This is a genomic window from Pedococcus bigeumensis (assembly GCF_006438965.1).
Classification (GTDB): Bacteria; Actinomycetota; Actinomycetes; order Actinomycetales; family Dermatophilaceae; genus Pedococcus; species Pedococcus bigeumensis_A.
Genome location: NZ_RCZM01000002.1, coordinates 452,797 through 470,977, shown reverse-complemented (window position 1 = coordinate 470,977; position 18,181 = coordinate 452,797). Strand labels below are relative to the sequence as shown.

The 18,181-nt window shown below is 69.9% G+C and carries 20 protein-coding genes; 11 read left to right on the top strand and 9 right to left on the bottom strand.

Going from position 1 to position 18,181, the window contains the following annotated elements:
- Position 1 precedes the first annotated feature (1 nt).
- Positions 2 to 427: a hypothetical protein gene (locus EAH86_RS07185; protein ID WP_140738247.1), complete on the top strand. Its 426-nt coding sequence runs from the start codon at positions 2 to 4 to the stop codon at positions 425 to 427.
- An 11-nt stretch (positions 428 to 438) separates the two neighbouring features.
- Here the strand turns inward: EAH86_RS07185 and EAH86_RS07180 are convergent, their stop codons facing one another.
- The 5 genes from EAH86_RS07180 to EAH86_RS07160 all read right to left on the bottom strand — a co-directional run bounded on the left by EAH86_RS07180 (position 439) and on the right by EAH86_RS07160 (position 6,553).
- Entirely contained in the window at positions 439 to 2,280 is a 1,842-nt protein-coding gene (locus EAH86_RS07180) for a hypothetical protein (RefSeq protein WP_140738244.1), read from the bottom strand.
- A 242-nt stretch (positions 2,281 to 2,522) separates the two neighbouring features.
- Positions 2,523 to 3,086, bottom strand: coding sequence for a dihydrofolate reductase family protein (locus EAH86_RS07175; RefSeq protein ID WP_140738241.1), 564 nt, complete (start codon positions 3,084 to 3,086; stop codon positions 2,523 to 2,525).
- A 326-nt stretch (positions 3,087 to 3,412) separates the two neighbouring features.
- Positions 3,413 to 4,219, bottom strand: a complete 807-nt coding sequence (locus EAH86_RS07170) for a PIG-L deacetylase family protein (RefSeq protein WP_140738238.1) — start codon at positions 4,217 to 4,219, stop codon at positions 3,413 to 3,415.
- Positions 4,220 to 4,343: 124 nt separating this feature from the next.
- Entirely contained in the window at positions 4,344 to 5,609 is a 1,266-nt protein-coding gene (locus EAH86_RS07165) for a YncE family protein (RefSeq protein ID WP_206665761.1), read from the bottom strand.
- Between the two features lie 56 nt (positions 5,610 to 5,665).
- Positions 5,666 to 6,553: a polysaccharide deacetylase family protein gene (locus EAH86_RS07160; RefSeq protein ID WP_241668247.1), complete on the bottom strand. Its 888-nt coding sequence runs from the start codon at positions 6,551 to 6,553 to the stop codon at positions 5,666 to 5,668.
- A gap of 81 nt (positions 6,554 to 6,634) precedes the next feature.
- Between EAH86_RS07160 and EAH86_RS07155 the strand changes: the two genes are divergently transcribed.
- The 4 genes from EAH86_RS07155 to EAH86_RS07140 all read left to right on the top strand — a co-directional run bounded on the left by EAH86_RS07155 (position 6,635) and on the right by EAH86_RS07140 (position 9,474).
- Entirely contained in the window at positions 6,635 to 7,852 is a 1,218-nt protein-coding gene (locus EAH86_RS07155) for a hypothetical protein (protein WP_140738235.1), read from the top strand.
- Positions 7,849 to 8,673 (top strand): hypothetical protein, encoded by an 825-nt coding sequence (locus EAH86_RS07150; RefSeq protein WP_241668246.1) that lies wholly within the window; start codon positions 7,849 to 7,851, stop codon positions 8,671 to 8,673. Before EAH86_RS07155 ends, EAH86_RS07150 begins: the two co-directional genes overlap by 4 nt.
- 24 nt (positions 8,674 to 8,697) lie before the next feature.
- Positions 8,698 to 9,120 (top strand): hypothetical protein, encoded by a 423-nt coding sequence (locus EAH86_RS07145; protein WP_140738232.1) that lies wholly within the window; start codon positions 8,698 to 8,700, stop codon positions 9,118 to 9,120.
- A 171-nt stretch (positions 9,121 to 9,291) separates the two neighbouring features.
- Positions 9,292 to 9,474: a hypothetical protein gene (locus tag EAH86_RS07140; RefSeq protein ID WP_140738229.1), complete on the top strand. Its 183-nt coding sequence runs from the start codon at positions 9,292 to 9,294 to the stop codon at positions 9,472 to 9,474.
- Positions 9,475 to 9,517: 43 nt separating this feature from the next.
- On the opposite strand, the gene EAH86_RS07135 is transcribed toward EAH86_RS07140, so the two are convergent.
- On the bottom strand, positions 9,518 to 10,231 hold the full coding sequence (locus EAH86_RS07135) for a TetR/AcrR family transcriptional regulator (RefSeq protein WP_194150750.1): 714 nt from the start codon (positions 10,229 to 10,231) through the stop codon (positions 9,518 to 9,520).
- Positions 10,232 to 10,328: 97 nt separating this feature from the next.
- Here EAH86_RS07135 and EAH86_RS07130 point away from each other — a divergent pair, with 97 nt between their 5' ends.
- Entirely contained in the window at positions 10,329 to 11,813 is a 1,485-nt protein-coding gene (locus EAH86_RS07130) for an MFS transporter (RefSeq protein WP_140738226.1), read from the top strand.
- Positions 11,814 to 11,953: 140 nt separating this feature from the next.
- Positions 11,954 to 12,115 (top strand): hypothetical protein, encoded by a 162-nt coding sequence (locus EAH86_RS20185; protein ID WP_161988587.1) that lies wholly within the window; start codon positions 11,954 to 11,956, stop codon positions 12,113 to 12,115.
- A 273-nt stretch (positions 12,116 to 12,388) separates the two neighbouring features.
- On the opposite strand, the gene EAH86_RS07125 is transcribed toward EAH86_RS20185, so the two are convergent.
- Positions 12,389 to 12,898, bottom strand: coding sequence for a phosphotransferase (locus EAH86_RS07125; RefSeq protein WP_140738223.1), 510 nt, complete (start codon positions 12,896 to 12,898; stop codon positions 12,389 to 12,391).
- A 261-nt stretch (positions 12,899 to 13,159) separates the two neighbouring features.
- On the opposite strand from EAH86_RS07125, the gene EAH86_RS07120 reads away from it, so the two are divergent.
- Positions 13,160 to 14,650, top strand: a complete 1,491-nt coding sequence (locus EAH86_RS07120; RefSeq protein ID WP_140738220.1) for a vWA domain-containing protein — start codon at positions 13,160 to 13,162, stop codon at positions 14,648 to 14,650.
- Positions 14,651 to 14,652: 2 nt separating this feature from the next.
- On the opposite strand, the gene EAH86_RS07115 is transcribed toward EAH86_RS07120, so the two are convergent.
- The gene (locus EAH86_RS07115) at positions 14,653 to 15,168 is read right to left on the bottom strand and encodes a putative immunity protein (RefSeq protein ID WP_140738217.1); all 516 of its coding nucleotides are present in this window, start codon (positions 15,166 to 15,168) and stop codon (positions 14,653 to 14,655) included.
- A 36-nt stretch (positions 15,169 to 15,204) separates the two neighbouring features.
- A complete protein-coding gene (locus EAH86_RS07110; protein WP_161988586.1) occupies positions 15,205 to 15,858 on the bottom strand; it encodes a TetR/AcrR family transcriptional regulator in 654 nt (217 codons plus the stop codon).
- A 59-nt stretch (positions 15,859 to 15,917) separates the two neighbouring features.
- Here EAH86_RS07110 and EAH86_RS07105 point away from each other — a divergent pair, with 59 nt between their 5' ends.
- The 3 genes from EAH86_RS07105 to EAH86_RS07095 are packed head-to-tail and all read left to right on the top strand — an operon-like array spanning position 15,918 to position 18,159.
- On the top strand, positions 15,918 to 16,796 hold the full coding sequence (locus EAH86_RS07105; RefSeq protein ID WP_140738210.1) for a glutamate-cysteine ligase family protein: 879 nt from the start codon (positions 15,918 to 15,920) through the stop codon (positions 16,794 to 16,796).
- Positions 16,793 to 17,764 carry a glutathione synthase gene (gene gshB, locus EAH86_RS07100; protein ID WP_140738207.1) on the top strand — a complete coding sequence of 324 codons (972 nt, stop codon included), beginning with the start codon at positions 16,793 to 16,795 and terminating at the stop codon, positions 17,762 to 17,764. Before EAH86_RS07105 ends, gshB begins: the two co-directional genes overlap by 4 nt.
- On the top strand, positions 17,761 to 18,159 hold the full coding sequence (locus tag EAH86_RS07095; RefSeq protein WP_140738204.1) for an MAPEG family protein: 399 nt from the start codon (positions 17,761 to 17,763) through the stop codon (positions 18,157 to 18,159). The genes gshB and EAH86_RS07095 overlap by 4 nt, the downstream gene beginning before the upstream one ends.
- Positions 18,160 to 18,181 lie beyond the last annotated feature (22 nt).

The following is an 18,181-nucleotide window of genomic DNA, read 5'->3' as shown; positions in this document are numbered from 1 at the left end:
CATGAGCGCGGTGAGCACTCGGCGCATTCCGCACACTCCGCCCCCCTCCTTCGAGGGCGTCGCGGGGGAGCTCGCCGTAGGGACCTGCGGTCGGGGCTCAGGCTGTCCGAGCCCGCGCACCTACCTGGCGGACGGACGACGGATCTGCTGGCACCGCCGCGCGCCCGACGGCTGGCGTCTCGCCATCGACGCCGAGCTCACCAGCCAGCCCGTGCCCCCGAGCCTGGGGATCCGGGTGGCGACGACGAGCCCGTCCGAATTCTGGCCGGCGTGGACGCGCACCGAGGTCGTCTGCAAGCTGCTCGACGTGCCGGTGCTGGTCTGGTTGACCCGGCACGGCCTGCACTCGGAGCCGGCGGCGGTGCGGCTGCACACTGTCGTCACCGCCGACGGGCTGGTCGTCACCGTGGGCGCCCGGCCCGTCTAGACGGGGGAGCGCTACTCCGGTTTGGCCAGCCGCTGCGCCAGGCGACGGGCCTGCCGGAGGTACTCGGGTGGCACGAGCGACATCACGAACCGCCGCAGGTACCCGGTCACCGATCGCATCGGCGAGGTCAGGACCCGACCGATGCGGAAGGACAGCGAACCCCGCAGGTGTGAGACGGTCCGCTCCAGCTCGGAGACCTTCGTGTCCCGCGAGCGCAGCGACGCCTCGAGCCACTCGACCTGGCCGGTCCGCTCCTCGAGGGCCACCGCGAGACGCCCTTCGGAGGCGACCGCCTCTCGGTAGCCACGGGAGGGACCCTGCACGGCACCGGCCTGCGACTGGCCGCTCTCGAGGTTCGCGCGGTGTGCGCGCGCCTCGGCCAGCGCGTCGCCCCCGGCGAGGACCGTCTCGACCTCAGCCTCCGCCGCCGCGATGCGATCGAGCAGGGCGGGGGTCCAGGGCAGCCCCGCCATCGCTGCGAGGGTCTGCGCCAGGTCGTCGGGGCTGATGTCGGGCCGCCACGGCTGGTCCGAGCCGGACCGCACCAGAGCCCGGGCAAAGTCGCGCAGCCCTCGCAGGACCGCCACCTCGGGATCCATCGGCCCGGTCCAATGCCAGCTGCGGTCCAGCGCGTAGAGACCGTCGTCGGCCAGCACCACCTGTGCGGGGGTGAGGAAGAACCGCTGGTCGCCAACCTCTCCCACAGGCTGCGACGTGAGCCACGCGGCATACCTGCGCACCAGCTCACGCACCTGGGGGAGGCTGCCGGAACGGCAGGCCGCCCGCAGCGCCTCGTCGAGGGTGGTCCCCTCCGCAAGTGGGTCGGGGCGGACGGTGAGGTCGCGCAGCACGTGGCGTTCGTGCACCACGTGCCGGCCCGCCTCGGGCGCCAGGGCGAGCTGCCATCCGGCGGGGTCTGCGACGAGGGTGGTCACGGCGCGCCAGGCCTGGGTTCCCGGCTCTCCCGCCGCGAGCAAGGGCGGCAGATCGGCGTCCCCGCCCCCGGGACGCCCGGCTCGGGCAAGGACGACCCAGACCGACGCGAGGGCTGGAGTCAGCCCACCCTCAAAGGTGCGCAGGGCGAGATCGTGCGGGTCGGCCAGGGCCGGCCGGTCACGGAAGTAGCCCGCTTGGAGACGGGCTGCCAGGGCACCGACCACGCTGCCCGCGCTGCCGACCCGGGTGGGATCGACCAGCAGGTCGAGCCGGTCGGCGGCAGGGAACCCGCTCCAGGAGGCCTCGAGCGACAGGCCCGCGGCCTCCAGGAGACCGACGACCTCGCGCTCGTAGGGCAGTCGGGTCGAGGTGCCGGGGGACGCGGCGTGCCACGCGTCGTCCTGGCGAACCGCGCCCGGGTCGAGGCGCAGGAGGCGGTCGAGGCCGAGCTCGTTCTGGACGGCCGCGACCAGAAGGCCGCCGGGCGCCAGCCATGACCCCAACAGGTTGAGCAACCCACCCGGTGTGATGCCATCGCTGTCCGGCGAGACGACGCCGTCCGGCCCGTCGAGGCAGACGAGCACGTCGTAGCGGTCCTCTGGATCGAGCCGTTCCACCGAGCCCGTGAAGACTCGGATGCCGGACCGCAGTCGGCTGGTGCCAGCAAGGTCCCGCGCGTCGGACAGCCCTCGCACGAGCACATCGGTGGCCAGCAGTTCAGGGACCCGGTCGAGCAGCGTCGCCGCACGGGCACCCACGAGCAGCACCCGCTCGGCTGCGCGCTCGCCTCGCAGGACGGCGTCGACGAGTGGTCCCGCCGCACCCGCAACCACGCCCGTGGCGAGGTCGGACCACTCGAGCATCTCCCCACCGACCAGCCGGGCTCCCGAGGCCGTGTCCAGGTGGTGACGCTGCATGGGGTCCTCTCGGGGTGGCTGGCGCGGCCGACCGGTCGCCGGACGCACCCCCACTCCATCGCATCCCGGCGCCCTGCGAGTGAACACACGGTTACGCGCGGCTGAAGCCGCAGGTGCTTTGGTCGAGGAGGATGCGTTGCGCCACGTGCCAGCCGCTCCAGGTCGGGTGGGGCTCACGGCTCCACCAAGGTCCAGCGTCATCTGCACGTCGCGGGGCCGGGTCCGGTCACTCACTCGCCCGCTCAGGGCACGCGATAGGTCAGCAGCAGGGCTCCGCTGGGTGTCGGCCGTGCGCTGACGAGGTCGAGTCGGCGGATCTGGTCGGAGCTGGTGAACAGCCGTCTTCCGGTGAATCCAGTCGTCGGGCCGACCACCAGCTGCAGCTCGTCGATGAGTCCGTCTGCGAGCATGGACTGCGCCAGTTGGATGCTCCCGTGAACGCCGATGTCACCCCCGGGTCCGGCCTTGAGGTCGCGCACCACTCGTTCAACGGGTCCGTGAACCGCCTCTGCGTTGTGCCACGTGTTCGACAGGGGTGAGGAGGTCACGACGTACTTCTTCACGTTGTTGATGAACGCGGCGAACGGTTGGTGGTCCGCTGTTGGCCAGAACCGCGACCATTGGTCGTACATGTTGCGACCGAGCAGCACCGCGTCCTGTGCCGCGATGATCTCCTCTTCGTTGTCGACCATCGCGGGGTCGAACTCGGGGACCTCGGCCCGCTCCAGGCCTTGGGCAAAGAACCGGTCGGGATCGTCGACCGCCCCGTCGAGCGACAGCAGGGTGTAGAGCACGACCTTGCGCATATGACCTCCTGGATGGTTTGCCTCGTCGGGTAGCAGACCGGGGGCGCGCGCGAAACTCATCGCTGGGCAGTGCCTCGACGCGCAGGCAGGACCGGACATCCTTCGTCCAGGCCGCGAACGCACGGGTGCAGGGAAGCCATCAAGTTGCGCGGCACACGGGCCCGGCCTCGAGGTGACGACCTGTCAATGACGGCCACTCTCGCCGACGATGTTGTCAGCGTGCTCGGGGTGCTGAAGTTCCTGGAGCTGAGCCAATGGGCAGAGTGCGTCCGACGTCTGTCTGGTGGATCGACGCCGGGCTCATCTGCCCGTCGTGGTCCAGGCGGTCACGCGCCAAGCCCCTCGAAGACGTCGGCCAGCACAGGCCCCCCGGCCTGCTGAGGTGGCCAGGCCACGACGTGGAACTCGCGTGTGGCATAGCGCCGCCAGTCGCGGTCGTCGCCTTCGGGGTCGAACAGGGCCGTGCGTTGGGTGGAGTGCGCCTTGAGACCGGCGACCACGGCATCGGCAACGGGCCGGGTGTCGACGAGGACCCCGATGTCGTCGTCCGGAACGGCACGCAGGTGGTAGGTGGTTTGCGGGTCCCAGCGGGGAAGTCCGCGAGCGACCCGGGCGTCCTGGTGACGTGCGAACGGGGTGGCGGCGATGGCCGTGTGGAGCAGCCTGCGCAGACCTGGCCCGTTGCTCCGGCGAACGGTGTGGAAAGCCTCGTCGGTCGCCTGCCCGATGGCGAGGTGGTCGGGGTGGCCGGTGATCCCGTCAGGCCCGAAGGTGACCACGACGTCGGGCCGCTCCTGGTCGAGAAAGGCGCACACCTGCTCGACGAGTCGGTGGTGCCCCACCTGTGCCACCTGTCCGTCGTCGTGCCCCAGCCAGACGTCTCGGTCCGGGATCCGGCCGACGGCGCGCCAGGCGGCGTCGGCCTCGGACCGTCGATGCGCTCCGAGAGAGGAGGGCGACACCAGGACGCCCGGGGCCACCCCGCCGGCACCCCCGTCCGTGGCGTGCAGCACCGCCAGGCGGAAGTTCTCGTGGCGCGAGTGCAGCGCCACGGTCCCATAGGTGGAGTAGCTCTCGTCATCGGGGTGGGCGAAGCACAGCCCCAAGGAGCCGGACGCTGCGTTGGCCGACATGGCGGGTCCCCTCTGTCGCCAGCCGCCGGTGTCCCGACGCGGTGGCGCCCCTTGGAGCATCCTCTTGGGAGCATCACGACGGCAACAGCTTTTGCCGCGGCGCCGCGGGAACGCGACGGAGTTGTCAGCGCATGTTTCCGGTGTGCCCCAGGCTGAACAGCCCTGGTTGTGGCCACACGCACAGGCCGTGCGGGCCGGAGTCGACCGCGATCTTGTGCACCAGCCGACCGGTTGCGGTGTCGAAGACGTAGACCACTGCGTCGTAACGTCCTGCGAGCCACAGCTGCGACCCGTCGGCCGTCACCCCACCCATGTCCGGCGAACCACCGCCGGGAATCCTCCACAGTGCGGCAGCCGCGAGCGTGGTCGCATCGAGCACCGTGATCGTGCCTGCGTCGCGGTTGGCGACGTAGACCTGCCGACCATCGCGTGACGGGTACAGACCGTGTGCGCCCAGCCCGGTGTGGATGAACCGGGCAACGACCAAGGTGTGGGCATCGACCACCCAGACGCCGTTGCGCAGCATGTCGGCCACCAGGAAGTCCCGCCCGTCGGGGGAGAGCCGGACGTCCTGGGGCATCGAGCTCGCACCAGGGCGCAACCCGTTCTTGGGGCTCCCCGGCATCGCCATCGCATCGTGGGGTGACGTGGCTCCGGGGGTCTTCGCGGTATTGAGGTCGATGACCTTCCTGACCTTGGTGGCCGCTGCATCCAGGACGACGAGCTTGCCGCTGAACTCGCAGCTCGCCACGAGGAGCGTCAGGTCCGCCGAGAAGTCGGCGTGGTTGATCCCGGCGCACGGGACCGGAAGCGAGCGAAGCAGCTTCATCGTGTGGGCGTCGCGGACGTCGATGCGATGCAAGCGCTCTGCCATGACGAGCGCGTGCTTCCCGTCCGGGGTGAAGTACAGGTTGTACGGGTCGTCGACGTGCACCGGTCGTCCCGGTGCACCCGTGACCGGGTTGATGGGGGTCAGGGCGTTGCCCTTGTCCTCGTTGACCCACAACGTCTTCAGGTCCCAGGACGGAACCACGTGTTGCGGCTCCCGGGGAGTGCGAAACCGGCCCACGACCCGGTACGTGCGCGGGTCGATGAGCTGCACGCTGTCGTTGAGGGTGTTCGGCACGTAGACCATCGGCCGCGCGGTGCGCGCGACGGGGCTGAGCGCATTGGCGCCGGCCGCGGCATACACGCTGAATGACGTTGCGGCTGGTGGTTTTGCGGCGCTGGGACCCGGCCCGCCAGGTTTGGCGGTGGACGAACCGGTGGCGGTGGTCGACGAGGCTGTGGCGTTCACCAGCGAGGACGAGGTATGCCGCGTGCCCTGGGCGGCCAGGTAGCCCGCGACCGCGGTACTCGCGATCAGGGCCAGGGTGAGGGTGCTGGTCACGAGGATGACGCGGTGGGCGGTGGTTCGTCGGAGGTGGTTCGCGCGCGCGGGTCGCATCACACGTCCCGCAGCAGGGTCGACAGGGTGACGGCTTGCAGGCCCTTGCTTCGCAGCCCGGCAAGGATCGAGGGGAGTGCGTCCACGGTGCCGCGATGGCCGAAGTGCAGGCTCACGATGGAGCCCGGTCGCACCGACGCGAGCGTGCGGTCACGGACCGCTGTCGCACCGGGGTCGCGGAAGTCCTCAGGGTCCACGTCATACGACACGCAGCGGTGGTACCCGGCGGCAGCAGCGGCTGCGCGGATGGTGGTGGTGCTGTGCTGCGTGCCCGACGGGCGGAACCACCATCCTGCGGTCCCCACGGCCGTCTCGAGGGCCCGGGCTCCGCGCACCGCCTCGTCGACGGCCTGCGCCCGGGTCAGCTGTTTCATCTGCTGGTGGCTCCAGGTGTGGTTGCCGAGCTCGTGCCCGGCGGCCACGATCTGCGGGCCGATGTGCGGGTTCTGCTCCAGCCAGGTGCCGACGGCGAACACCGTCACGGCGGCGTGGGCCGCGGCACAGGCGTCGAGGATCTCGTGCGCCATGGCCACCGGACCCTGGCCGTGAAAGGTGAGGGCCAGCTGGTGGCCGGTGGTGGGCCCGTGGGTGAGGTCCGGGCCCGAGCTCAGTGCCACGGGGGGCGGTCCGTCCGGGGCTGGACCCGTTGTGGCAGTGGGGGAGCCGGCCTCGGCCGCACTCGTGGGCGACCGGCTCGACGAGGGGGCCTGGGTCGAACCGCCCGAGGTCGTCCCGGGCGGCACCGTGGTGGGCGGACGGTCGTCAGCCGGACTGCTGCAGCCCGCCAGGGCGACCCCGGAGATCCCCGTCAACCCAGCGGCGAGGACGGTCCGCCGGGTCAATGCGGGTGTCCGGTCACGCGGGGCGGGGTCGGGGCGGGGTTCCACAGTGCCGCAGGCTACGTCCGTGGCCTAAGAGGTTGCTGAGGACACAGCCCCCTCTCAGCCGGGTCGCCCGACACTGAGGGCGTGATCCACCCTGACCTGCGCTCCGGCGTCGGCACCCCTCGCCTCGGGCGCCTCCAGTCTCTGGTCGCGATGCCATGGGTCGGAGTCGTCGCGGTCCTGCTGTGGTCGGTGGGCTGGTTCGTCGCAGAGGCGGCTCACGGGGGAGCCGCGTGGCACTTCTTCGCCACCGGGGCACAGGTGTTCTCCGATCTCGATGACGGGAGGCGCGCCGGGCTGCACGTGTACGCCGAGCATCCTGTGCTTCAGATCGGACCGTTCGCACTCGGCGCCGCCTGGGTGCTCGGGAGACTCTCGGACGGGCATGGTCTGGTGGCCGCCCAGGTCGTCGGTACCGGTCTCGGCGTCGTGGTCGTGGTCCTGGTCCGTCGAGTCGCCCAGCAGGTGCTTGCACTGCGCGGCGAGGTCATGCCACACAGCCTCGACACCAAGCTCCTCGTCGCCGTTGCCTGCTTCGCCCCGATCTGGTTGTACGCCGCGGTCAGCTCGACCCACCTCGACGACGTCCTGGCCCTGACCTTCGGCGTCACGGCAATGGCTCTGGTCATGTCACGACGGCCGGTCTGGGCGGGGCTCGCGGTCGCCATCGCCGTGGACTCCAAGCCGTGGGCGCTGCCATTCGCCGTGCTGCTCCTCGCCCTTCCGTCCGTGCGGACAAGGACGATCGCGGTGGGTGTCGCAGCTCTTGGCGTGGCTGCGGCATGGCTCCCGTTCTTCGTCGCCGACCCGCAGACCGCTCGCGCCCTCCACTACACGATTGCCAACCGGCCCCTGTCAGGTCTGCGCCTGCTCGATGTGATGTCGGCCCGCACGCCACCGTGGGACCGCCCCCTCCAGACGTTGCTAGGGGCAGCGCTTGGTGGCGTCGCCCTTTGGCGAGGCCGTGCCACCGGCGTGCTCCTGGTGGTGATGGCCAGCCGGCTCGCCCTCGACCCCAGCACGAACCGCTACTACACCGCCGGACTAGCCGTCGGTGCCCTCCTGTGGGACCTCGCCGGGTCCCGTCGACGCTGGCCCTGGTGGAGCCTCACCGTGCTCCTCGTCCTGCATGCCGCCCGCTGGGTGCCTGCCCTCGACCCGGTCCACGGGTTCGCGCTCATCTCGTTCGCCGTCGTCGCATCCGTATCGGTGCTGTGGGGCGGTTGGGGGTGGCCCCGGGCCGGGCAGCGGCCTGCGCCTTCAGGGTGTGCTCAGGGGGCGGCTGACACGGTTCCCCCATGACGACGATGCTCGCAACAGACCAACGCCGCGCCATGCTCAACAAGGTCCCCGAGGTGACGGTGTACTTCTGGATCATCAAGATCCTGTGCACCACTGTCGGGGAGAGCTTCGCGGACTACGTCAACGAGACCCTCGGTTTCGGCTTGGGCAAGACCACGGTCGTCTTCTCGGTCGCATTGGTCGCGGTGCTCGTCGCGCAGTTCCGGCTGCGCCAGTACGTGCCGTCGGTCTACTGGCTGGCTGTCGTCCTGATCAGCGTGGTCGGCACACTCCTGACCGACAACCTCACCGACGGGATCGGAGTGCCGCTGTGGGTCAGCACCGCCGCCTTCGCCGTTGCGCTCGCCGTCGTCTTCGCAGTCTGGTATGCCCGCGAACGAACCCTGTCCATCCACTCCATCATCACGACGCCGCGTGAGGCCTTCTACTGGCTGACCGTCCTCGTGACGTTCGCGCTCGGAACTGCTGCCGGCGACTGGACGCTCGAGCTCACCGGCTGGTCGGCCGGCGCCTCCATCCTGCTCCCGTTGGGGCTGATCGCGGCCGTGTTCGCTGCCTGGAAGCTGGGCGCCGGACCGGTGCTGTGCTTCTGGTTGGCCTACATCCTCACCCGCCCCCTGGGTGCCAACATCGGTGACTTCCTGGCCTCGGCGCGCGACGAGGGTGGAGCCGGGCTGGGCACCCTGGGCACCAGCATTCTGTTCCTCGGCACCATCTTGGCCGTCGTGGTCTATCTCAGCGTGACCCACAAGGACCGGATCGAGCGCTCCGCCGCGCGCGCCGAGCTCGCACCGGACCCGGTGGGCGACCGGCAGGTCTGAGCGAGTAGGGATGAGCCGTCGGCGATGACGGTGGAGCGGCGGGCGAGGGTGTTGGTGGTCACCGACCGTGCCAACCCTTCGCCAGCCCTGCTCCGGGCCATCGCCTCACGTGCCGCCACCGGTGACGTCCAGTTCCGCCTGGTGGTGCTGAACCCGGCGCGCGCAGAGGTCCACCTGCTGCACCCGGAGCGCCACGACAAGGCCTTCGAAGCCGAGTGCGTCCTCCTCGAGACGTTGCCGCACCTCGAGGCCGCGGCAGGAGGCCGGGTGATCGGCTCCGTGTCCGTCCGGCACGACCCCGTCGACGCGATCGAGGAAACCATCCTCAGCGAACCAGTCGACGAGATCATGCTGGCGCTGCCGACGGCGGGCTCGACCTGGCGGTTGCGCCCTGACCTGCCACATCGTCTGCAGCGCTTCGGCGTTCCCGTGACGCGCCTTTCGTGACAAGCCTCAGCGCGGCGCCAGGACGCACTCGCTGCGGCATATCCCGTCGTTGCTCTGGTCGTCGGGCGAACGAACATGGACTGACCCGTACTGCGGCCCGCCAAGCTCCGAGTCCGGGGCGTAGCTTGGGATGACAGGAGCGCGCGCTGTCGCTCGGGGGAGGCGCGGCTCATGATCGAAATCGTCATGATGAGCATCTTCGGGCTCGGGGTGTTGGCGATCGTGGCCGTCGTGGGTATCGGCATCGTGAACCGGATACGAGGTCGAGACAAGGACGACTGGCGCGACGGGCCAAAGCCGGGGGACGGACCCAGGTTGACGCCCGGCAACTACCCAGCGCCTCCGTGGGGCTAGCGAACGCTCGGCCCTAGTCGTGTCGAGGACCCGCCAGGCGAACTCAGCCTCCGGCTTGGAGGCGAAGGCCAGCCAAGGTCAGGTCCAAGGCCGCCAGGAACTGCTCTCGGTCGTCGTGCCCGGCGAACTCGTCGGCGATGGCGCGCACGAACGGGAACTGGACGGGGTCCGCGGCCCGCCACGTCGCGGCATACCGATCGAGGAACTCGTCGCGGTCGACGGCGCCGCTGAGGACTTCCTCCGGGGGCTCCTGGCCGAGGTCGGCTGCGGTGCCGACCACCACCCCCACGACCGCCGAGACGGCGTGGAACCGCTGCTTGGGCGTCAGGTCGAGGCGGAGCGTCTCCCGCCCGAGCTTCTCGTAGAGCAGCAACGAGTTGCCCTGGACGTCGGTGTTGCGCATGAAGTAGGCCGCGAGCCACGGCCGGTCCACGATCGCGTCGAACAGAGTCACCGCCATCATTCGCAGGTCGGCGATCGGGTCGTCACTGCCGGTCTGTCCCTCGACGGCGGTCAGGACCCCCGCGAGCACGTGGTCGGTCGCGCGGTCGAGCAGGTCGTCCTTGCTCGTCACGTACCAGTAGATGCTGCCCACGCCGGTGCCGAGCCGCGCCGCGAGCGCCCGGAACGTCAGGGCCGACTCGCCCGCCTCGTCGAGCAGCTCGACGGCCGCCGTGAGCACGGCCTCCAGCGAGTGGGAGGCGCGTTGACGGCCGCGGGGGCGGTCCTCAGTGGGTCGCGTGCGGGTGCCGGCCATGCCTCCATCCAACCACAGTTTGCGCATTTATCGAACTATGTTCTATGTTATGGAACGTCGTTCGATAGTCGCACGACACCTCGAGAGGAGAGCCACGATGACCACCAGCGCCACCACCCCCACGACCGCGCCCACCGCGGCGCACACCTATCCGTCCCTGCGAGCCGCCTGGATTCCGCTGGCTGCGCTCTGCTTGGCCTTCTTCGTCGAGATGGTTGACAACACCCTGCTGTCCATCGCACTCCCGACCATCGGTCGCGACCTCGGAAGCGGCACGACGGCCCTGCAGTGGGTCACCGGCGCCTACTCACTGACGTTCGGCGGCCTACTGCTCACGGCGGGTTCGATGGCCGACCGCCTCGGTCGCCGCCGGGTTCTGCTCGTCGGGCTGGCGGTCTTCGGCCTGCTCAGCCTGACCGTCGTCGCGGTGTCCACGGCGGCCGAGCTCATCTCCCTCCGGGCCGCCCTCGGCATCGCCGCCGCGGCGATGGCTCCCATCACGAACTCGCTGGTCTTCCGCCTGTTCGACGACAAGGCCCTGCAGATGCGGGCGATGACCGTGATGATCGTCGTCGGCATGTCCGGTTTCGTCCTCGGACCGCTGCTCGGTGGCACCGCCCTGGCCCATGTTCGCTGGGAGTGGCTGCTCCTGGTCAACGCACCGATCGCGTTGCTGGCCTTCGTCGGCGTGCGGCTCGGCGTCCCTGCGGATCAGCCGGAGGGTCTGACCCACGACGCGCTCGACCTGCCCGGCGCCTTCCTCAGCCTCGCTGCGATCGGTCTGGCCTGCTACTCCCTGACGAGCGGCGTCGAGCACGGTTGGTCAGCCGTGGCCACGATCGGCTCGATCGTGGGTGCCCTCGCCGCCGGCACCTGGTTCGTGCGTCACGAACGTCTCAGTGCCGCACCGATGCTGGACCTCGGACTGTTCTCCAACGGCACGGTTCGTGGCGCGGCGATCGCGCAGATCGGGACCTCCATCGCGATGGCCAGCGTCATGTTCGGCCTGATCCTGCACTTCCAGTACGCCTACGGGTGGAGCCCGGTCCGTGCCGGCCTGGCGAACCTGCCCATCATCATCACCATGGTCGTGGCGACGCCGCTGTCCGAGTGGCTGGCGAAGCGGTTCGGCCACCGCATCGCCTGCCTGGTCGGCGCCGCCCTCATGGCCGGCTCCCTCGCGGGACTGTCCTGGGGAGTGGAGCATGGTTACCACGCCATTTCGGCCAGCATGGTCGTCATGACAGTGGGACTGCGTACGGTGATGACCATCTGCGCCATCGCCCTGGTCGATGCGATGCCGGGCAACCGGACCTCGATCGGCACCGCACTCAACGACACCGCGCAGGAGGTGGGTACGAGCCTGGGCACCGCCGTCGTCGGCACCATGATCGCTGCGCTCGTCACCACCCGGCTGCCTGCAGGAACCTGGAGCAGCGCCCTTGTCACCTCCTTCTTCCACGGAGAACGCATCACGTATGCCGTGCTCGCGGTCGTCGTCGGAATGGTCGCCGCAGCAGGTGCGCTGACTCTCACCGACTCGCGTGCCGTCGAGGAACACCCCATCGAGGAGCCTGTCTGAGGCCTGTCACCGGAAGGTGCTGATGGTTCGAGCGCTCGCTGACTACGTGACAGTGGCTCGACGTGAGCAGGCACAAATGCTCATGTGGACCGGTGCATTCGTCGTAGGGACACGGTCAGGTCTGGCCCTACGGTCGCAGCATGGTCGGCGGTGACTACGAGCACGAGGTCATGGACGCGACGCTTCGCGCTGAGATCGAGCTGCTGGCGGACGTCATCGCGGGGGCCGCCGAGGTCGACGGTCGCCTGACTGACGCGCAGCTCGACCACGCACTCGGGTTGGCAGACCGGGAGTCCGCGTAACCGCTCAGCAGCATGACGCAGACGAGGCCCCCCGCGCGACGCCCCTCAGGTTCCCGAGCGGCTCTGTGTGGACGCAGGCCAACGCGTTCCTACAGCACGTGGTGGCGTTCATCAGCCAGCAGCGAGGCTCCGCGGAAGTATCCTCCGCATGTCCCTCAAGGGCGTGTTGGTCGAAGCGTGGGTTGTGGTTCGCGACCTCCCGGGCGATGAAGGCACCCATGCCCCGAACTCGGTCGATCGCTGCATCAACGAGGTCGGCCGGGCTGACCTGCCCTACGCAGCGGCGAACAGCTCGAGCCGCTCCCGTCGGTGGGGCACGGAATCCCATCCCCATGCGGGTAGATCCGCTTCAGGGTGGAGCGGTACGAACTGGTAGGCGGCCCAGGAGAGGTCCCACACGCGGTTGGACGGTGCCGCCGTGTCCCAGTCGATGACCCCGGTGACCTGCGAGCCCTTGAAGAGGATGTTCCACGGTGTGAGGTCGTGGTGACCGAAGCAGTCGATGGTGGCTGGTCGACCCAGCTCCTGGAGGTGCCAGACCGCGCCGTCCGGAGGGGTGAAGCCTGCCGTCGCATCGTGCAGGGCGCGGACGGCGCGGGCAACGCTGACCAGGGTCTGGTCCCGTCGGAACGTCTCACCGTAAGGGGGCCATTCGCTCGAGCCGTCGAGGTGCTGCAGGAGTGCGTGGACGGCGCTGTTGTCCTGATGCGGCCGGCGGCGGACCTCGTCACCGTCTCGTTGGGGTTGTGCGAAACGGCCCCGTGCGAAAAGTGAAGTGGTCATCGCCGGGAGGCTACCGACGTTTGTCGATGGGCGCTGATCGGCTGGACCACCCCACGAGCGACTGCCAAAGAGGGAAGCGGAGGGAAGCGAAGGGAGACCTGATTGTCACGCCGCGGTCTCCCGTCGGTCACGCCCGGATCTCAGCGGACACGAACGGTCATCGGTCCGGTCACGTCCCGGTAACCGGCCCCATTCCCTGCAACCACTCGCCCCTACGTTCAGTCCTACGCAGATCCGGGGACGACGCAAGGGGGCATCACCATGGAAGCACTGAAGCACCGTAGGTCCATCTCGCACCTGGCCATCGGGTTCGTGATCGCGTTGGCCGTGACCGCCTGCAGCAGTGGTGCCGAGTCGAGCGACGGCAGCGGTGCCCGGTCCGTTCATCCGGGCCCCGACCAGCAACGGCTCCCCGGCGATCTGCAGCCGACCCGCGGCGTGGACATGACTGACCCGGACGAGGACTCCCTCTCCACCTTCGCCCTCGACATCGACACGGGTTCCTACACCCGCTTCCGCGACGCGGTGAACCAGGGCAGCCGGGTCGTCCCGAGTGAGGTCCGCACCGAGGAGTTCGTCAACTACTTCAAGCAGGGCTACGAGGCCCCACGCGAGGGACTCGACGTCAGCATCGACGCGGCCGTCCTGCCCTTCCGCGACAGCCACCGTCTGGTCCGGGTCGGCATCAGCAGCCCTGAAGCCAATGACGAGTCGCGCGCTGATGCGGACCTCGTCGTCGTGGTGGACTGCTCGGGGTCGATGGGGGAGGCCGGCAAGATGGAGACGACGAAGGTCGTCCTGCGGACCATCGCCGCATCGCTGCGACAGTCGGATCGCGTTGCCATGGTGTGCTATTCGACCGAGGCCAAGGTGGCCCTCGAGCCCACCAGCGCCTCCGACCGTCGGGCCATCAGCAAGGCGATCGACTCCTTGTACCCGCAGCAGTCCACGAATGCCGAGGCTGGTCTGACCCTCGGCTACGACTTGGCGCGGTCGATGCACGGGGAGGGTCGCATGTCGCGCGTCGTCCTGGTCAGCGACGGCGTCGCCAACGTCGGGGACACCACCCCCGGTGGGATCCTCGACCGGATCAGCACCCAGGCGCGGGCGGGAACGAACCTGATCTCGGTCGGCGTCGGGATCGAGAACTACAACGACCACCTGCTCGAGCAGCTCGCCGACCGAGGTGACGGCTGGCACGTCTACGTCGACACGTCGGCCGAAGCTGAGCGGGTGTTTGCCACAGGGCTGTCCGGCTCGTTGGTGCTGGCTGCTCGCGAGGCGAAGGCTCAGGTCGAGTTCGACCCCGACCGGGTGAAGGGCTACCGGTTGCTCGGCTACGAGAACCGCGATGTGGCAGACCGTGACTTCCGCAACGACGCGGTCGACGGTGGTGAGGTCTTCGCCGGCCACACCACGACCGCGCTCTATGACGTCGAGCTGCGCGAGGGCGCGCGCGATGCGTCGTTCGTGAAAGCCACGGTCCGCTACCTCGACTCCGCAGGCAAGCCGGTCGAGCGCACCAAGCAGCTTCGCGACGTCGAGTGCGCGCGCACCGTCGAGCAGGCCTCACCCCGGCTGCGCCAGGACCTGGTCCTTGCCATGCTGACCGACCGGCTCACCGGCGGTCCGTGGTCCCAGTGGGTCTCCGCCAAGGACCTGCGTGAGCAGGCCGCGACCCTTCCGGCTTCGCTCGACGGTGATCGCGACGTGTCGGAGCTGGTCGGCCTGATCGACCGGGCCACCACCTGACTTCAGTCGGCGAACACCGACCAGCAGAGGTCGTTCCGCAGCCACTGGTCGTCGAGGACCAGCTCGCGGATGGCGTCCGGCAGCTGGTCGCGTTGCCACCGGCACTCGAGCCGTCCCGCGGCCTCGCCAGCGTGATCCGGCGCCGCAGCACGGGCTGCCTTGATCGCGTAGGCGGCGGCCCCGAGCTCGTGGGCGGCCACGTGCGCGACGGCCCCCGCCTGACCGGCGGCGTACGCGGCGAAGCGGGCAGCCCCACGCAGGTCCCTGGCCGCCCCCATCGCATGGCCGCCGGCGGCGCGAGCCTCCATCATCCTCACCTCGCCACGCGTCCAGCCGCGGGCCTGCTCCATGGCTTCGCGCGGTCGAAGGTCGCCGGGCTGGGCCGACTCGAAGAGGTCGAGGACGTGCTCCGCGCACGCGGCGGCCCACAACGCGAGGAGGCGGTGGTCCGGATCGGTGAGCGTCCCGCCGCGTCGGATCGTGACGAAGCGAGGGTCGCGAACCTTCGGGAGGATCACGAACTGCCCCTGTCTCCAGGGTCTACCGGACGGACGTCAGGCACGACCGTCGTCCAGCAGCTGCGCAGTCGCGCTGACGATGACCCAGTCCTGGTACCGGCGCTGGCTCCATCGCCGCATGCGGCGCAGGGTGCGGAACACCCCGGGGGAGCCGAGGGTGAACAGGATGTCCGCCGCGTCGGCTGCGCTCAGCCCCGGGCGCAGCTCGCCGCGCGCCTCGAGCCGTTGTGCCAGCTTGAGATTCAGCTCGTATGCCGCCTGGTTGCCGTGGGTGACAGTGCGGGCCAGGCCCGGGTCGGCACCGGGGAGGGCGTCGGCCACCAGGAGCAGGTCGCCGGCCCGGTTCATCAGGTCCGTCGCGCCCTTGAGATGGGCGGCCAACGCCTCCCTCGGATCGTCCAGCTCGCGAGCTGCTATCGCTTCGGGTCGGTCTGCGGCCCGCACCCGGGACTCGTCGCCCATCGTCAACATGGCCATCGTGTGCCGGAGCAGGCCGAGCTTGTTGCCGTAGGTGTCGTAGAGAGTCCGCTCGCCGACGTCCGCCCTGTCCGCCACGTCCTTGAGCGTCGTGCCCTGGAACCCGCGGGAGACGAAGAGCTCGAGCGCCGCCGCACGGATGCGGGCCCGGGTCTCCTCGGCCGCCGCCGTTCGAGCGGGCGAGCGGTAATGCCTCTTGACACGTTCCTCCACGAGGGTCACTCTATCGGTAATTGACCGCAGTGCAACTGCGACGAAATGGAGATGGACCCATGAGGGAAGCAGTCACCCAGGCATTCACCCCCGCGGCAGGCCCTCGCCGGATCGGCCTCGAGCTGGAGATGCACGTCCTCGGCACCCCGCACCTCGGTGCCGAGCTCGCCGAACGCGGCCACCCGTCATACGAGCCCGGTGGCCAGCTGGAGCTGAGCCTGCCGCCGCAGGCGTCCATCCCGGCCCTGCTTCGGGAGGTGGACTGGTGCCTCGCCGCCATCGCTGCGACCAGCGAGGTCGCCCTGACCGGCGTCGACCCGTGGCGCTCATTGGCGGAGGTGCCGCTAGACCTCCAGACGCCTCGCTACCTCGCGATGCAACAGCTCTTCGACCGCAACGGCGACGCCGGCCGGCGGATGATGCGGCTCACCGCGTCCCTTCAGGTCTGCGTGGACCTGTTGCCCGGCAACGCCGGTCGCGAGCAGTGGCTGGTCGCGAACCTCGCCGGACCTGCACTGGTCGCGGCGTTCGGGGGCTCGCTCGAACGCACCCGGATCTGGCAGGGGATCGACCCGGCCAGGACGGGGTACGACGGCCGGCACCTCGATGTGCGCGACCCGGTCGGCGCCTACGGGGCTTTCGCCCACGCCGCCCCGCGGCTCCCGATCCCGCAGGCCGACGACGACGGGTACCACCTCAACACGCTCTTCCCGCCGGTCCGGCCGCGCGGTGGGTACCTCGAGCTCCGCTTCCTCGACTCCCAGCGACCGACCGCCGAGCTGCTCGGCACCATCGAGACGCTGATGTATGACGCGCGGGCGCGCCGCGAGGCGCTCGACCTGCTGCTGCCCACCCTCCCGACGTACTGGGACCAGTGGCAGTCGGCCGACCCGTCCGCCCTCCTGGCCGTGGTCGGCGCGAGCGAGGTGGCGGCATGAGGACCATGTTCGTCGTCGACCCGCTGGACGGGCTCGACGCGTCGCTGGACACCAGCATCGGCCTGATGCACGCGGCCCAGGACCTCGGCGCCGAGGTGTGGGCCACCGAGGCACGGCACCTGGAGGTCATCGACGGGCGCGCTGTCGCACACGCCCGGGCGCTCAAGCTGGCGCCGTCCACGCCGGAGGCGGGATGCCGCTGGACGGTTCCCGACCCTTGGTACGACGGGGGGCCTGAGGAGGCGGTCCGTCTCGACGACGTGGACGCGGTGTTCATGCGGATCGAGCCCCCGGTCGACCTGGACTTCCTCGCGGCGACGTACGTCCTCGACCACGTGGATCCCGGCGTCACGGCGATGGTCAATGCGCCCGGTGGGCTGCGCGCCTGCAGCGAGCACCTGATCGGACTCGCCTTCCCCGACCTCGTGCCGCCGACCGTCGTCACGGCTCGCGCCGACACGATCCGTGACTTCCTGGCCACCCACGAGCGCCTCGTCGTGAAGCCGGTCGACGGGTTCAGCGGACGAGGAGTCTTCCTGCTGTCGCAGCACGACCCGAACCTCGCGTCGATCATCGAGGCCTCCACACGCGGTGGAGCTCGCGCGGTGGTTGCCCAGCCCTACCTGGCCCAGGTCGAGGCCGGCAACAAGCGGATCTATCTGCTCGACGGTGTTGCCGTCGGGGCCAGCATCCGGCACCCCGTCACCGGTGACTTCCGCATCGTCAGCCCCGACGGGTCGGCCGACCTCACGCCCCGCGACCTCGAGATCGTCGCCCGCCTCGCTCCGACCCTGCGCGAGCACGGACTGCGGTGCGTCGGCCTCGACGTCATCGGCGACCACCTCATCGAGGTCAACGTGACCTCACCCGGCGCGCTGCGTAAAGCCGACGCCCTGCTCGGCACGACGTACTGCGCCGACCTCGTCTCCCACGTCCTCGCCCACACCCAATGGAAGGCACCGTCATGACCACCGCCATCGTCTGCTCGGCAATCCTGGCCGGCACCATCTTCGTCCTCGGCTTCAACGTCTCGCTCAACCGTGGCTACGCAGCCAAGCGCGGCGGCAGCCAGCTGCCGACCGACCCCGCCGACCCGCTGCTCATCGCGCAGCGGGCGCACGGCAACGCCAGCGAGTACGTCCCGACGCTCATCGCGTTGTTCCTCCTCGTGGGATGGTTGTCGCCACAGCCGTGGGCCCTCGGGCTGATCATCGCCGCCACCGCGTCCCGGCTCCTGCACGCCTTCTCGATGTTGAGGTCCGCGACGCTCGCGGCGGATTCGGCGCCGCGGATAACCGGCGCCATGGGCACGTACGCGTTCGGGTTGGCCCTCGCCGTCACGGCTGGAGTCGCTGCGTTCTAGCCGGGCGCAGGGACCACTTTCA

What these genes read in the sequence shown, in the direction of transcription:
- EAH86_RS07175 (WP_140738241.1), bottom strand. Translation starts at nt 3,086, where the DNA reads ATGCGCAAGGTCGTGCTCTACACCCTGCTGTCGCTCGACGGGGCGGTC.
- EAH86_RS07185 (WP_140738247.1), top strand. Translation starts at nt 2, where the DNA reads ATGAGCGCGGTGAGCACTCGGCGCATTCCGCACACTCCGCCCCCCTCC.
- EAH86_RS07105 (WP_140738210.1), top strand. Translation starts at nt 15,918, where the DNA reads ATGAGGGAAGCAGTCACCCAGGCATTCACCCCCGCGGCAGGCCCTCGC.
- EAH86_RS07125 (WP_140738223.1), bottom strand. Translation starts at nt 12,898, where the DNA reads ATGACCACTTCACTTTTCGCACGGGGCCGTTTCGCACAACCCCAACGA.
- EAH86_RS07120 (WP_140738220.1), top strand. Translation starts at nt 13,160, where the DNA reads ATGGAAGCACTGAAGCACCGTAGGTCCATCTCGCACCTGGCCATCGGG.
- gshB (WP_140738207.1), top strand. Translation starts at nt 16,793, where the DNA reads ATGAGGACCATGTTCGTCGTCGACCCGCTGGACGGGCTCGACGCGTCG.
- EAH86_RS07095 (WP_140738204.1), top strand. Translation starts at nt 17,761, where the DNA reads ATGACCACCGCCATCGTCTGCTCGGCAATCCTGGCCGGCACCATCTTC.
- EAH86_RS07170 (WP_140738238.1), bottom strand. Translation starts at nt 4,219, where the DNA reads ATGTCGGCCAACGCAGCGTCCGGCTCCTTGGGGCTGTGCTTCGCCCAC.
- EAH86_RS07150 (WP_241668246.1), top strand. Translation starts at nt 7,849, where the DNA reads ATGACGACGATGCTCGCAACAGACCAACGCCGCGCCATGCTCAACAAG.
- EAH86_RS07180 (WP_140738244.1), bottom strand. Translation starts at nt 2,280, where the DNA reads ATGCAGCGTCACCACCTGGACACGGCCTCGGGAGCCCGGCTGGTCGGT.
- EAH86_RS07145 (WP_140738232.1), top strand. Translation starts at nt 8,698, where the DNA reads ATGACGGTGGAGCGGCGGGCGAGGGTGTTGGTGGTCACCGACCGTGCC.
- EAH86_RS07135 (WP_194150750.1), bottom strand. Translation starts at nt 10,231, where the DNA reads ATGGCCGGCACCCGCACGCGACCCACTGAGGACCGCCCCCGCGGCCGT.
- EAH86_RS07140 (WP_140738229.1), top strand. Translation starts at nt 9,292, where the DNA reads ATGATCGAAATCGTCATGATGAGCATCTTCGGGCTCGGGGTGTTGGCG.
- EAH86_RS20185 (WP_161988587.1), top strand. Translation starts at nt 11,954, where the DNA reads ATGGTCGGCGGTGACTACGAGCACGAGGTCATGGACGCGACGCTTCGC.
- EAH86_RS07130 (WP_140738226.1), top strand. Translation starts at nt 10,329, where the DNA reads ATGACCACCAGCGCCACCACCCCCACGACCGCGCCCACCGCGGCGCAC.